This window comes from Variovorax sp. LjRoot130 (assembly GCF_964253755.1).
Lineage (GTDB): Bacteria > Pseudomonadota > Gammaproteobacteria > Burkholderiales > Burkholderiaceae_C > Variovorax.
Genome location: NZ_CAXURM020000001.1, coordinates 5,951,857 through 5,965,089, shown reverse-complemented (window position 1 = coordinate 5,965,089; position 13,233 = coordinate 5,951,857). Strand labels below are relative to the sequence as shown.

Sequence of the window (13,233 nt, the reverse complement as noted above, 5' to 3'; positions counted from 1 at the left end):
GTGAAACACATCGCGCGCAAGCGCTTCGGGCAGCATTTCCTGTCCGACGCGGGCATCATCGACGCGATCGTGCGCGAGATCGCACCCGAGCCGGGCGATGCCATGGTCGAGATCGGGCCGGGCCTCGCGGCGCTCACGCAACCGCTGGTGGAGCGCATGGGGCGGCTCACAGTGATCGAACTCGACCGCGACCTGGCGCAGCGGCTGCGCGCCCATGGCCAGCTCGAGGTGATCGAGTCCGACGTCCTGAAGGTGGACTTCGCTGCCCTGGCGGCCAGCCTGGTCAAGCCCCCGGCAGCGGCCCTGCGCGTGGTGGGCAATCTGCCCTACAACATCTCGACGCCGATCCTGTTTCATCTGCTGGGCTATGCGCACCTGATTGCCGACCAGCATTTCATGCTGCAGAAGGAAGTCATCGACCGCATGGTCGCGAAGCCGGCCACCTCGGACTACAGCCGCCTCAGCGTGATGCTGCAGTGGCGCTATGCGATGGACAACGTGCTGTTCGTGCCGCCGGAGAGCTTCGAGCCGCCGCCGCGCGTTGACAGCGCGGTGGTGCGCATGGTGCCCTTTGCTGCGCCGCCGCAGGTCGATGCGGCGCGGCTCGGCGAGATCGTGCAGGTCGCTTTCAGCCAGCGCCGCAAGCTGCTGCGCCACACCTTGGGCAAGTGGCTGGAGCAGCACGGCTTTGCCGGCACCTTCGACACGCAGCGTCGCGCCGAGGAGGTCCCAGTGGATGAATACGTTGCGCTCGCACAGGCCGTCCCGCCATGAAAAAAGCCCGTCGAAGACGGGCTTTTTCTTGGCGTGGTGCCGTCAGGCTGCGGCGAGCCAATAGCCGGCGTTGAAGGGGCTGCTCATGCGCAGCGCCAGGGGGGACACGTCGACCAGTTTGTCGGTCGGCATCTTTTCGGCCGCCGGGTCGGTGGGTGGGAGATCGATGCCGGAAACCGGAGCGGCAGCGTTCTGTTGAGCCTCGTTAGCCCGTTCTGCTTGGCTGGTGTGTGCAGAACGGGCTACAGAAAAGAATAGAAGCACCTGAACGGTATCTTCCGGTCCCCCCAGTAGTCGGCGGCGTCGCGGAAGATGTCGAGCAGTTGCTCGCGGGCTTCCTTGTCGAACTTGGCATTGGCCGGAATCTGCTCGAGCACGATGACGAAGCCGGGCTGCGGGCCCGATTTATGCAGCGGGTCGGTCATGCAGTCGTACAGCGCGTCGAAGTTCTTGCCGAAATGCTGCGGAAAGGTGAACTGCTGAGCGATCAGATCGAGCACGTCCTGCTTGGTCTGGGCATTGCCCAGGTTGGCGTAGAGGAAGTGCTGGCCCGCCGCATGCGCCGCCTCCTGCAGGTCGCTCACGCGAAAGGCGCGAATCGACTGCACGATGTTAGGTCGCACGGAACGAAGGGATAGGGTCATCTCCGCTGGTCTTTCCATAGTTGTCGTCGTCATCATTTCTTCTGAGCGCTTGGGTGCGCCGCTCCAATCCAATTCATTGCTCATGGCACGATCCGTCTGAAACTTGCATAGTGGTCTGCCGTGTACCAGCACATCGCCGGCGCCGTGCGCTCGCCTCCGCAGACGATGCGCCGTGCACCACGATCGCGCGAGCCGGGTGTATCGACCGTGTACTCTCGGTAGTGGCCTCGTCGCTCTCGCGGCAACAAGCGTTCGCGGTTGCCGAACACCGTGCCGTCTTTCTCATGCCGGAAGGGACCACCGTTCAATATGGCCCCATAAGTGCGCTGGCCCTGCACCGGCAATTCGGCCAGAGCGATCGTTTCCTGTGCCGGCTGAACGGCGTGGGTGCCGGACCATTCACGGGCCTGGGCTCCGGCAGTGAGGGCTACGAGCATCAAGCTAGTGAGCACAAACTTGGAGACACGGGACGTGATCGAGGCGTAAGCCGCCATGGGGCACCAGAAGGAAAAGAGCGAGGGCCGAATCGGGGGGCAACCTTCGGGTTAACCCGCAAATTCAAGGCCGCAAGTGTGCACCAGGGGCGCACAAATAGCAAGCGCCTGCTCAATCTTTGAGCAGGCGCCAGGGTCTATGCGGGTCTTTGAAGTTAGCGACCGCTGTCGCGTTTGCGCCTATCGTTCGGCGTTTGCGTCGGCAACTGTGAGGGCTGTCATATTCACGATCCGGCGAACAGTCGCGCTCGCCGTGAGAATGTGCACAGGTTTGGCCGCGCCGAGCAGGACCGGGCCGATGGCGATGTTGCCGCCTGCCGCCGTCTTGAGCAGGTTGTAGGAAATATTAGCCGCATCGATGTTCGGGAAGACCAGCAGGTTGGCGTTGCCGGCCAGCGCGCTGTGCGGCATGACGGCGGCACGCTGCTTGCCGTCCAAAGCGACGTCGCCGTGCATTTCGCCGTCGACTTCCAGCCATGGCGCTTGCACACGCAGCAGATCGAGGGTCTGGCGCATCTTGACCGCGCTGGGCTGGTTGCTGCTGCCGAAGTTGGAATGCGACAGCAGCGCCGCCTTCGGCTTGAGGCCGAAGCGCATCATTTCCTCGGCCGCCATGGTGGTGATCTCGGCGAGCTCCTCGGGCGTCGGGTCGTAGTTGACGTGCGTATCGACCAGGAACACCTGCCGGTCGGGCAGGAGCAGGCCATTCATGCAGGCATAGATCGGCACGTCCTGCGGCGTGTTGGGACAGCCGCCCGGGCGCTTGCCGATCACCTGGTCGATGTAATGCAGGTGGATGGCGGTGGTGCCCCAGGTGCCGCAGATCATGCCGTCCACGTCGCCCTTGTGCAGCAGCATGGCGCCGATCAGCGTCAGGCGGCGGCGCATCTCGATCTTGGCGGTCTGTACCGTCGTGCCCTTGCGCTCGGTCATGCGGTGGTAGGTCTGCCAGAAGTCTCGGTAGCGATGGTCGTGCTCGACGTTGACGATGTCGTAGTCCAGCTCTTCCTTGAGGCGCAGGCCGAACTTCTCGATGCGCTGGGCGATGATCGCCGGCCGGCCGATCAGCGTGGGACGGGCGAGGCCTTCGTCCACCACGATCTGTGCCGCCCGCAGCACGCGCTCTTCCTCGCCCTCGCAGTAGGCGACGCGCTTTTTCGGCGCGCGCTTGGCGGCGTCGAAGATCGGCTTCATCGTGGTGCCCGAGGCGTAGACGAAGCTCTGCAGCTTGTCGCGGTAGGCGTCCAGGTCCGCGATCGGGCGCAGTGCGACGCCGCTCTCGGCCGCGGCCTTGGCCACGGCCGGCGCGATTTTCATCATGAGCCGCGGGTCGAAGGGCTTCGGAATCAGGTACTCGGGACCGAAGCTGAGCTTTTCGCCGACATAGGCGGCAGCCACGCGCTCGCTCTGCTCGGCCTGCGCGAGTTCGGCGATGGCATGCACCGCTGCGACTTCCATCTCGTCGGTGATGGTGGTCGCGCCGCAGTCGAGCGCGCCGCGGAAGATGTAGGGGAAGCACAGGACGTTGTTGACCTGGTTCGGGTAGTCGGTGCGCCCGGTGGCCATGACCACGTCGCTGCGCACGGCATGCGCGTCCTCGGGCGAGATCTCGGGGTTGGGATTGGCCAGCGCGAAGATCACCGGCTTGGCCGCCATCTTCGCCACCATCGCGGGCTTGAGCACGCCGCCGGCCGAGAGGCCGAGGAACACGTCGGCGCCTTCGATCACCTCGGCCAGCGAGCGCGCCGAGGTCTTTTGCATGTACTGGCGCTTGTCGTCGTCCATCAGCTCGGTGCGGCCTTCGTAGACCACGCCGGCGAGATCGGTCACGAACACGTTCTCGCGCTTCAGACCGACCTTCAGCAGCAGGTTCAGGCAGGCCAGCGCCGCGGCGCCGGCGCCCGAGGTGACGAGCTTGACCTGCGAGATGTCCTTGCCCACCACCTTCAGGCCGTTGAGCATGGCGGCCGCCACCGTGATCGCCGTGCCGTGCTGGTCGTCGTGGAAGACCGGGATCTTCATGCGCTTGCGCAGCTCGCGCTCGACGTAGAAGCAGTCCGGTGCCTTGATGTCTTCGAGGTTGATGGCGCCGAAGGTCGGCTCCAGCGCGGCGATGACCTCCACCAGCTTGGCCGGGTCCTTCTCGTCGATCTCGATGTCGAACACGTCGACGCCGGCGAACTTCTTGAACAGGACGCCCTTGCCTTCCATCACCGGCTTGGCAGCCAGCGGCCCGATGTCGCCGAGGCCCAGCACGGCGGTGCCGTTGGTGATGACCGCGACGAGGTTGCCGCGCGCGGTGTACTTGAAGGCGTTGACCGGGTCCTTGACGATTTCCTCGCAAGGTGCCGCCACGCCGGGCGAGTAGGCCAGCGCCAGGTCGCGCTGGTTGAGCATCTGCTTGGTCGCCGCGATCGCGATCTTGCCCGGGACCGGAAGCTCGTGGTATTCGAGCGCGGCCCGGCGCAATTCGGCGCGCTTGTCTTCGGGCGTGGAAATCGGGGAGGTCAGATCTGACATGTGCCTTGGCTCCGTGCAACGCTTCTTGTGAGGGGCGCCGATTGTAGACCTCGGGCTCCAAGGGCACAGCCCGAGGCGCAGGGCGGCAAAAAGCGCCGAGGCGTCAAGCCGATGTGGCAATATGCCCAGCTCAGAAAAACCTGACGAGGAGCGACCATGGCGCTGATGGATTTCATCAAGAAACAGTTCATCGACATCATCCAGTGGACTGAGACCGGCGACGGAACGCTGGCCTGGCGCTTCCCGATGGCTGAGATGGAAATCCAGAACGGCGCCTCGCTCACCGTGCGCGAGTCGCAGATCGCGGTGTTCGTCAACGAGGGCCAGGTGGCCGACGTGTTCGGTCCGGGCATGTACAAGCTCACGACACAGACGCTGCCCGTGCTCACCTACCTCAAGAACTGGGACAAGCTCTTCGAGTCCCCGTTCAAGAGCGACGTCTACTTCTTCAGCACGCGCCAGCAGGTCGACCAGAAATGGGGCACGCCCCAGCCGATCACGATCCGCGACAAGGATTTCGGCGCCGTGCGCCTGCGCGCCTTCGGCAACTTCAGCTTCCGCATCGGCGACGCCAAGCTGTTTCACACCGAGATCTCGGGCACGCGCGACATCTACTCGGTGGCCGATCTTGACGGCCAGTTGCGCGGCCTGGTGCTGCAGAACATCAGCAACGCGATCGCTTCCAGCGGCGTGCCTTTTCTCGACCTGGCAGCCAACCAGATCCAGTTCGCGCAGGCGCTCGCGGCGCAGCTCGTGCCCGAGTTCGCCAAGATCGGCATCAAGCTCGAGGCCATCACGGTCCAGAACGTCTCGCTGCCGGAAGAGCTGCAGAAGATCCTCGACCAGAAGATCGGCATGGGCATGGTCGGCAACGACATGAGCAAGTTCATGCAGTACCAGACGGCGCAGGCCATCCCGAAGTTCGCCGAGGGCGCCGGTGGCGGCAGCGGCATCGCGGGCGACGCGATGGGTCTGGGCGCCGGCGTGGCGCTGGGCCAGGTGCTGGCGCAGAACCTCGCGCAGGGCCTGAGCCAGGGCGCGCCCGGCGCACCGGTCGCTGCGCCGGCGCAAGCCGCGGTCGCGGTGGTCAGCCCGGCCGACGTGATGACCACACTCGAGAAGCTGGGCGAACTGAAGACCAAGGGCATCCTCACGCAGGAAGAATTCGACGCCAAGAAGGCGGATCTGCTGAAAAAGCTGGTCTGAGCCCGTTCCGTTCGGGCTGAGCTTGTCGAAGCCTCTTCGACGAGCTCGCAGCGAGCGGGCCCCTGCCGTCGCCTTTCGTGGCCACCGACTCCTCCCAGCAGCGCTACTACCGCGCGCCCTGCCCCGGCTGCGGCGCGCCGGTCGAATTCCGTTCGGCGCAGTCGACGCACGCCGTCTGCCCCTATTGCCAGAGCACCGTGGTGCGCCAGGGCGACACGCTCGCGCGCACCGGCAAGATGGCGGAGTTGTTCGACGACTTCAGCCCGCTGCAGCTGTTCGCCGCCGGCCGCATCCAGGAGCAGCCCTTCACGCTGGTCGGGCGCCTGCAGTACAGCTACGACGGCGGGCGCTGGACCGAGTGGATCGCCGCACTCGACGGCGACCGCACCGGCATCCTGAGCGAGGACAACGGCGCCTTCGTCTTTTCGCTGCCCTTCGAGCTGCAGCGCGAGGCCCCGGATCCGGCCGAGCTGCGCGTCGGCGCCACCACCGCCTTCAACGGCCAGAGCTACACGGTGGCCTCGAACGAGCAGGTCAGGCTGGTCTCGGCGCAGGGCGAGCTGCCACGGCTGCCCGAACTCGGCCGGCCCTTCGCGGTGGTCGAGCTGCGCAGCGACAAGGGGCTGGTGCTCAGCCTCGACTACGACACCCAGCCGCCGGGCGCCTACCTCGGCCGCGCGGTGCAGCTCGAAGACCTGCAGCTCACCGGCTTGCGCGACGAATCGGCCAAGGACGAGAAGGGCCGCAGCTTCAATTGCCCGAACTGCGGCTCGCCGGTCACCGTCAACCTGGCGGACAGCAAGAGCATCACTTGCCGCGCCTGCAACAGCATCATCGACCTGACGCAGGGCATCGGCGGCGAGCTCAAGCATGCCGTACAGGACGAGCCGGTCCAGCCGCTGATTCCGATCGGCACCGTGGGACAGTTCCAGGGTGCGCAGTGGCAGGTCGTCGGCTTCCAGCACCGCATGGGCGTGGCACCCGGCGACGACGAGCATTTCGGCTGGAACGAGTACCTGCTCTACAACAAGAAGCGCGGCTTCAGCTTCCTGGTCGATGCCGAAGACGGCTGGAGCATGGTCAAGCCCACCACGGGCGCGCCGACCATGGCCGAGAACGGCTCGCGGGCCACCTACCTCGGCAAGGTCTATCAGCAGCAGTACGCCTACAACGCCGAGACCGGCTACGTGGCGGGCGAGTTCTACTGGCAGGTCGAGCGCGGACAGAAGAGCTTCAATCGCGATTTCGCCAGCGGCAGCGCGCTGCTGTCGATGGAGCGTTCGGCCAAGGAGCTGACCTGGTCCTCGGGCAGCAGGGTCGACAGCGCGGCCGTGGCCGCCGCGTTCAAGCTCGACGGCAAGAAAGACATGTTCAAGCGCAGCGATGCGCTGCCCGTGAGCGCAGCCTCCAGCCTCGGCTGCGGCACGATCATCCTGATCATCGTGGTGATCATCATCCTGTTGATCATCCTGAGCACCTGCAGCAGTTCGAGCGGCGGTTCGCGCAGCTCGGGCGGCTCTTTTGGCGGCTATTCAAGTGGCGGCGGCCACAAATGACGTTTTTTTCCGGAGGTCCTCATGTTGGGAATTGAATGGTTACGGCCCGCGGCCTTCCTGGGCTCGCTGCTCTACGCGGTCGTCGGCGTGCTGGTGTTCTGGGTCACCTTCCTGATCATCGACAAGCTCACGCCTTATGACCTGTGGCAGGAGATCGTCGAGAAGCAGAACGTGGCGCTCGGCTTGGTGGTGGCCGCGATGAGTCTCGGCATCTGCGTCATCGTGGCCGCAGCGATCCATTGAGCCCCCCGGCTTGCCACAACGTGTGCTTCGCCACCCCCCGCGGGGGAGGCTCGGCCGCCTTGGGGCGGCCCGGCGGCGACCGATGAACGAAGCGCCCATGTCCGCGCGCCCCGCTGCGGGGAGTGGCCCGCAGCCCGTCGAAGTCGCGCTGCTCGCCAGCGTGTTCGTGGTCGCGGCCTGCGGGCTGGTCTACGAGCTGAGCGCGGCGGCGCTGAGCTCCTACCTGCTCGGCGACTCGGTGCTGCAGTTCAGCACCATCATCGGCACCTACCTGTTCGCGATGGGCGTGGGCTCCTGGCTCTCGCGCTACTTCGAACGCCAGCTGCCAGCGCATTTCCTGCGCATCGAGCTGATGGTGGCGCTCGTCGGCGGCGCGCTGCCGGCCCTGCTCTTCATCGCCAACGCCTACGTCCCTGGCGCCTTCCGCCTGCTGCTCTACGGGCTGGTGCTGGTGGTCGGCACGCTGGTCGGGCTCGAGATCCCGCTCGTGATGCGCATCCTGCGGCGCAACGTGATGCTCAAGGAGCTGGTCTCGCAGGTGCTGACCTTCGACTACCTCGGCGCGCTGGCGGTGTCGGTCGCCTTCCCGTTGGTCCTGGTGCCGCAGCTCGGCATGATCCGCACCGGCCTGCTCTTCGGCCTCATGAACGCGGCGGTGGCGCTGTGGGCGCTCTGGCTGTTTCGTCATGAGCTGCGCCGCGTCGGCGCGCATGCGCTGGCCTGCGTGCTGGCGCTGGCCGCGCTGGCCGGCGCCTTCGTGTTCTCCGAGCACATCACGACGCTGGCGGAAGACAAGTTCTACCAGGATCGCATCGTGTTCAGCGCGAGTTCGCCCTACCAGCGCATCGTGGTCACGCGCGGCGCCGCCGGACATCGCCTGTTCCTCAACGGCAACCTGCAGTTCGCGGAGCGCGACGAGTACCGCTACCACGAGGCGCTGGTGCATCCTGTGATGGCCGCGCACGGTGCGCCGAAGAAAGTTGCCGTGCTCGGCGGCGGCGACGGCATGGCGGTGCGCGAGATCCTCAAGTACCCCTCGGTGGAAAGCATCACGCTGGTCGAGCTCGATCCCCACATGACGCGGCTTTTCAGCGAGCACGAGACCCTGGCGGCGCTGAACGGCGGTGCGCTGAAGTCGCCGAAGGTCCGCATCGTCAACACCGACGCCTTCCAGTGGCTGCAGCAGAACAGCGAGATGTTCGACGTGATCGTGGTCGATTTTCCCGACCCGACCAACTTCGCGATCGGCAAGCTCTACACCAACTCCTTCTATGCGCTGCTCGACAGGCGGCTGTCCGCGAGCGGCTATGCCGTAGTCCAGACCACCTCGCCGCTGGTGGCGCGCAAGAGCTTCTGGACCGTGGCCGCCACCGTCGAGTCGGTGGGCCTGCTGGCGACGCCCTATCACGCCCATGTGCCGAGCTTCGGCGAGTGGGGCTACATCATCGCGAGCCGGCGGCCCTACCGGCTGCCCGATGCCATGCCCGAGGGGCTGCGCTTTCTTGCGCTGCCCGCGTTGCCGCAACTGTTCGAGTTCCCGCGCGACATGGCACGCGTGCCGGCCGAAGTGAACCGGCTGTCGAACCAGACGCTGGTGACGACCTACGAGCAGGAATGGGGCAAGGTCACGGGTCACTGATGGAACCTACTCCCAGGCTTGCCCACTTCGTGTGGCCGCCAACCCCCTTGCAGGGGGCAACACCAGCGGCCCGGCAAAGCCGGTTGCGCGGTGTTCCCCGAACAGGAGCTGCTGGATGAAGCGCCGCGAATTCCTTGCAGCTACGGCTGCCGGGGCCGCAGCCCTTGGAGGCTGCGAGGCGCCACACGTGATTGAAGGCGGCTTCACCGGCATCGATGTAGAGCGCGGCCACGCGTTGCGCGATGGCGCCTGGCGCGCCGGCGCGCCTGCCGGCGTGCGCCGTGCGCGCGTCGTCATCGCCGGCGGCGGCGTGGCCGGCCTCGCCGCCGCACGGGCGTTGCGGCTCGCCGGCATCGAGGACTTCGTGCTGCTCGAACTCGAGGACACGGCCGGCGGCAACAGCCGCGGCGGCCAGCTCGGCGGCATCGCTTGCCCGCTCGGCGCGCACTACCTGCCGGTGCCGGGCGACGAGGCGCATGAAGTGCAGGACCTGCTCGAAGAACTGGGCATGCGCCGGCGCGTGGCGGGCCGCTGGGAATACGAGGAGCGCCACCTGTGCCACAGCCCGCAGGAACGCCTGTTTTTCCAAGGCACGTGGCAGGACGGCCTGTTGCCCGTGCAGGGCGTGGGCGAGGCCACGCTGACGCAGTACCGCCGGTTTTCGCAGCGCGTGGAGGCCTTGCGGCACACGGCGCGTTTCTCGATACCCGTGCTGCGGGCGCAACCTGCGCCGCTCTTGCTGGCGCTGGATGCCGTCCCCTTCGGTGTCTGGCTCGATCGCGAAGGCTTTACCGATCCGCATCTGCGCTGGTACCTCGATTACAGCTGCCGCGACGACTACGGCGCCGGCATCGCCCAGGTCTCGGCCTGGGCCGGCATCCACTACTTCGCCAGCCGCCATGGCTTCCATGCGCCGGGAGACGATGGCGCCGAGCGCGATGCGGTGCTGACCTGGCCCGAGGGCAACGGCTGGCTCACGCGCCGGCTCGCCGACCCGCTCGGCGATCGCTTGAAGGCGGGCCATGCCGTCGTGCGCATCGCGGACACCCGTTCCGGGGTCGAGGTCGATGCCTTCGATGTCGCCACCCGTTCCCGCGTGCGCTGGCAGGCCGAGCGCTGCATCGTTGCGTTGCCGATGTTCATCGCCGCGCGCGTGGTCGAGAACCCGCCCGAGCTGTTGCGCCACGCGGCCGCGCACCTGGGCTACGCGCCGTGGCTGGTCGCCAACGTGCATCTGCGAGCTCCCCTGGCCGACCGGCCCGGCGCGGCGCCGAGCTGGGACAACGTGATCTACGGCACGCGCGGGCTCGGCTATGTCGACGCGCGCCACCAGGCGCTGGACCCCACGCCGGGTGCCACCGTGCTGAGCTGGTATCGCCCGCTCGGCCCCAGTGCCTACGATGGGCCGGACGGCCGCCGCCGGCTGCTCGATCGCCCATGGACGGCCTGGCGCGACGACCTGCTGGCCGAACTCTCGCTGCCCCATCCGGACCTCTCCGGGCTCGCCACCCGCATCGAGATCACGCGCTACGGCCATGCGATGGCGATACCAGCGCCCGGCCTGCTCGGCCAGCTCGGCGCGCGTGAGCGCGTCGCCGCCGGCCGGCTCGCCTTCGCGCACAGCGACTGGTCGGGCTATTCGATCTTCGAAGAAGCGTTCACGCGCGGGCATCTGGCAGCGGCCGGTGGAGCCGCTGCTTGACGTGATTTTGCGGACTGGCGCAAAATGCGCCAATCAGGAGTGAAACCATGTCCACGGCAACCCCCTTTGCTTCCGTCAAGCTTCCGGCCGCGCTGGTCGACAAGGCGCGCAATGCGGCGCAGCCCATGCGCCGGTCGGTGGCCAGCCAGATCGAGTACTGGGCCACCCTGGGCCGCGCGCTGGAGCAAGCGGGCCTGTCCACGCAGGACAGCCAGGCGCTGATTGCGCGCGAGGAATCGGCGGCCTACGCCGTCGAGGTCAACGTGCAGCCCGCCCTCTCACCTGAACTCGACGCCTTGCACGGCCACGTGCTGGCTTTGGCGCAGTCCGGCGCGTTGGCTGAGCGCGCCAAGGTGGCGGTGGCCGAGAACCGCGCCAAGGCAGCGCCCCGTGCGCGTGGCCGCAACGCGGCCTGATGCCGGTTCTCCACCTGATCGCCGGCCCCAACGGCGCCGGCAAGTCGACGCTCTACCGTTATCTGATCCAGCCGCGCTATCCGCAGCTGCCCTTCATCAACGCCGATCTGTACGAGCGCGAGCAGCTCGGCCATGTCCATCATGCGGTCCGGCGATCCGAGGCCGCCCGGGCCTGGGCCGATGCGCAACGCGAGGCGCATCTGCGCGCCGGGCAGTCCTTCGTCAGCGAAACCGTCTTTTCGCACCCTTCCAAGCTGCAGCTCATCGCCGATGCGCGTGCGCTCGGCTTCGAGGTGGTGCTGTACATCGTGTGCCTCGACGAGCCGCGCCGGCTGCTGGAACGCGTGCGGCAGCGCATTCACGAAGGCGGCCACAGCGTGCCCGCGGACAAGATCCTGGCGCGCTATCCGCGCACGCTCGAGAACCTGCGCCAGGCCGTGCGCGAGGTGCAGCTCGCGATGCTGTTCGATGCGACGGACACCGACGCGGGCGGCCCGCACCTCGTGGCCTCGGTGGTCGCGGGCCAACTCCAGCCGCATGGGCCGTGGCTGCCCGGCTGGGCGCGCAAGGTGCTGAGCCCGCTGGGCGATGCGGCTTAGGGCCGCATCAGCGCCTCGATCTCGTCGGCCTTGACCGGCACGCCGCGTGAGATCAGCTCGCAGCCGGTCTCGGTGACGATTGCGTCGTCCTCGATGCGAATGCCGATGTTGTGGAACTGCTCCGGCACGCCCTCGCCCGGACGCACGTAGATGCCCGGCTCGATGGTCAGCACCATGCCCGGCTTCAGGATGCGGCTGGGCCGGTTCTTGATGACTTCGTTCGACAGCGGGTCCTTGCGTTCGCTCACCTCGCCCACCTGGGTCGGCTCGACGTAGCTGCCGCAGTCGTGCACGTCCATGCCCAGCCAGTGGCCGGTGCGGTGCATATAGAAAGGGAAGTAGGCGCGCTGCTCGATCACGTCCTCGACGCTGCCCACCTTGTTGGCGTCCAGCAGGCCCAGGTCCAGCATGCCCTGCGACAGCACCTTCACGGTGGCCTCGTGCGGATCGTTGAAGCGCTGCCCGGCCCGGGTGGCCGCGACTGCCGCGTCCTGGCTCGCCAGCACCAGGTCGTACAAGGCGCGCTGCGGGCCGGTGAACTTGCCGTTGGCCGGAAAGGTCCGCGTGATGTCGCTGGCGTAGCCGTCGAGCTCGCAGCCGGCGTCGATCAGCACCAGTTCGCCGTCGCGTACCGGTGCTGCGTCGGCACGGTAGTGCAGCACACAGGCATTGGCGCCCGCGGCCACGATCGAGCTGTAGGCCGGGTATTGGGAGCCGCCGAGGCGGAATTCGTGCAGCAGCTCGGCGTCGAGGTGGTACTCGCGCACGTCCTTGCCCTCGCGCAGCATGCGCGCCGACAGTTGCATGGCGCGGATGTGGGCCCGGGCGCTGATCTGCGCGGCGCCGCGCATGGTGTCCTGTTCGTGCGCGTCCTTGACGAGCCGCATCTCGTCGAGCGGCCCGCACAGGTCGCGCTGCTCTTCGGGGCACAGCGCGCCGTAGCGCACCCGGGCGCGCACTGCCGACAGCCAGCCGTCGATGCGCGATTCCAGCCCCTTGTGCGTCGCGAAGGGGTACCAGACGGTCGACCTGTTCTCCAGCAGCCGCGGTAAACGGGCGTCGAGTTCGTCGATCGCAAAGGCCTCGTCGACGCCGAGCGCGGCCGGCGCTGCCTCCGGCCCCAGCCGGTAGCCGTCCCAGATCTCCCGTTCCAGATCCTTGGGCGCGCAGAACAGCGTGGCACGACCTTCGCTTGTGAGTACCAGCCAGGCATTCGGCTCGGGGAAGCCCGTCAGGTAATAGAAATAGCTGTCGTGGCGGTACAGGAAGTCGGTGTCCCGATTGCGTGGCCGCTCGGGCGCGGTGGGAATGATGGCGATGCCATCGGCGCCCAAATAAGTAGAAAGATGTACCCGGCGGGCGGCTTGATGATTTGCGGTCATAACGTCACTATGCAATACCTTTGTAACTTCACCAGGGGAGAGTGGAAACACATAAGGA

12 protein-coding genes are annotated in these 13,233 nt (G+C 66.9%); 8 read left to right on the top strand and 4 right to left on the bottom strand.

Features of this window, described 5'->3' with window-relative positions:
• Entirely contained in the window at positions 1–774 is a 774-nt protein-coding gene (gene rsmA / locus ACSQ86_RS29500) for a 16S rRNA (adenine(1518)-N(6)/adenine(1519)-N(6))-dimethyltransferase RsmA (RefSeq protein WP_436310229.1), read from the top strand.
• A gap of 242 nt (positions 775–1,016) precedes the next feature.
• Here the strand turns inward: rsmA and ACSQ86_RS29495 are convergent, their stop codons facing one another.
• The 3 genes from ACSQ86_RS29495 to ACSQ86_RS29485 all read right to left on the bottom strand — a co-directional run bounded on the left by ACSQ86_RS29495 (position 1,017) and on the right by ACSQ86_RS29485 (position 4,432).
• On the bottom strand, positions 1,017–1,451 hold the full coding sequence (locus ACSQ86_RS29495; RefSeq protein ID WP_093107358.1) for a barstar family protein: 435 nt from the start codon (positions 1,449–1,451) through the stop codon (positions 1,017–1,019).
• A gap of 47 nt (positions 1,452–1,498) precedes the next feature.
• The gene (locus ACSQ86_RS29490; protein WP_093107106.1) at positions 1,499–1,912 is read right to left on the bottom strand and encodes a ribonuclease domain-containing protein; all 414 of its coding nucleotides are present in this window, start codon (positions 1,910–1,912) and stop codon (positions 1,499–1,501) included.
• A 180-nt stretch (positions 1,913–2,092) separates the two neighbouring features.
• Positions 2,093–4,432 (bottom strand): NADP-dependent malic enzyme, encoded by a 2,340-nt coding sequence (locus tag ACSQ86_RS29485; protein WP_436310228.1) that lies wholly within the window; start codon positions 4,430–4,432, stop codon positions 2,093–2,095.
• A gap of 156 nt (positions 4,433–4,588) precedes the next feature.
• On the opposite strand from ACSQ86_RS29485, the gene ACSQ86_RS29480 reads away from it, so the two are divergent.
• From ACSQ86_RS29480 to ACSQ86_RS29450, 7 genes are all read left to right on the top strand, one after another.
• Entirely contained in the window at positions 4,589–5,638 is a 1,050-nt protein-coding gene (locus ACSQ86_RS29480; protein ID WP_436306205.1) for an SPFH domain-containing protein, read from the top strand.
• Positions 5,639–5,715: 77 nt separating this feature from the next.
• The gene (locus ACSQ86_RS29475; protein ID WP_436310227.1) at positions 5,716–7,194 is read left to right on the top strand and encodes a DUF4178 domain-containing protein; all 1,479 of its coding nucleotides are present in this window, start codon (positions 5,716–5,718) and stop codon (positions 7,192–7,194) included.
• Between the two features lie 21 nt (positions 7,195–7,215).
• A complete protein-coding gene (locus ACSQ86_RS29470; protein ID WP_093107114.1) occupies positions 7,216–7,437 on the top strand; it encodes a DUF350 domain-containing protein in 222 nt (73 codons plus the stop codon).
• A 97-nt stretch (positions 7,438–7,534) separates the two neighbouring features.
• Positions 7,535–9,076 (top strand): polyamine aminopropyltransferase, encoded by a 1,542-nt coding sequence (locus tag ACSQ86_RS29465; RefSeq protein ID WP_436310226.1) that lies wholly within the window; start codon positions 7,535–7,537, stop codon positions 9,074–9,076.
• A gap of 115 nt (positions 9,077–9,191) precedes the next feature.
• Entirely contained in the window at positions 9,192–10,778 is a 1,587-nt protein-coding gene (locus ACSQ86_RS29460; protein WP_436310225.1) for an FAD-dependent oxidoreductase, read from the top strand.
• 47 nt (positions 10,779–10,825) lie between these two features.
• Positions 10,826–11,194, top strand: a complete 369-nt coding sequence (locus tag ACSQ86_RS29455; protein ID WP_436306201.1) for a TA system antitoxin ParD family protein — start codon at positions 10,826–10,828, stop codon at positions 11,192–11,194.
• Entirely contained in the window at positions 11,194–11,793 is a 600-nt protein-coding gene (locus tag ACSQ86_RS29450) for a zeta toxin family protein (protein ID WP_436310224.1), read from the top strand. The genes ACSQ86_RS29455 and ACSQ86_RS29450 overlap by 1 nt, the downstream gene beginning before the upstream one ends.
• Here the strand turns inward: ACSQ86_RS29450 and ACSQ86_RS29445 are convergent.
• On the bottom strand, positions 11,790–13,175 hold the full coding sequence (locus ACSQ86_RS29445) for an aminopeptidase P N-terminal domain-containing protein (protein ID WP_436310223.1): 1,386 nt from the start codon (positions 13,173–13,175) through the stop codon (positions 11,790–11,792). The genes ACSQ86_RS29450 and ACSQ86_RS29445 overlap by 4 nt on opposite strands.
• Positions 13,176–13,233: the final 58 nt, after the last annotated feature.

Excerpts from the sequence above, each read along its gene's own strand:
- ACSQ86_RS29495 (WP_093107358.1), bottom strand. The coding sequence starts at position 1,451 with ATGACGACGACAACTATGGAAAGACCAGCGGAGATGACCCTATCCCTT.
- ACSQ86_RS29490 (WP_093107106.1), bottom strand. The coding sequence starts at position 1,912 with ATGGCGGCTTACGCCTCGATCACGTCCCGTGTCTCCAAGTTTGTGCTC.
- ACSQ86_RS29485 (WP_436310228.1), bottom strand. The coding sequence starts at position 4,432 with ATGTCAGATCTGACCTCCCCGATTTCCACGCCCGAAGACAAGCGCGCC.
- ACSQ86_RS29480 (WP_436306205.1), top strand. The coding sequence starts at position 4,589 with ATGGCGCTGATGGATTTCATCAAGAAACAGTTCATCGACATCATCCAG.
- ACSQ86_RS29470 (WP_093107114.1), top strand. The coding sequence starts at position 7,216 with ATGTTGGGAATTGAATGGTTACGGCCCGCGGCCTTCCTGGGCTCGCTG.
- ACSQ86_RS29465 (WP_436310226.1), top strand. The coding sequence starts at position 7,535 with ATGTCCGCGCGCCCCGCTGCGGGGAGTGGCCCGCAGCCCGTCGAAGTC.
- ACSQ86_RS29460 (WP_436310225.1), top strand. The coding sequence starts at position 9,192 with ATGAAGCGCCGCGAATTCCTTGCAGCTACGGCTGCCGGGGCCGCAGCC.
- ACSQ86_RS29455 (WP_436306201.1), top strand. The coding sequence starts at position 10,826 with ATGTCCACGGCAACCCCCTTTGCTTCCGTCAAGCTTCCGGCCGCGCTG.
- ACSQ86_RS29450 (WP_436310224.1), top strand. The coding sequence starts at position 11,194 with ATGCCGGTTCTCCACCTGATCGCCGGCCCCAACGGCGCCGGCAAGTCG.
- ACSQ86_RS29445 (WP_436310223.1), bottom strand. The coding sequence starts at position 13,175 with ATGACCGCAAATCATCAAGCCGCCCGCCGGGTACATCTTTCTACTTAT.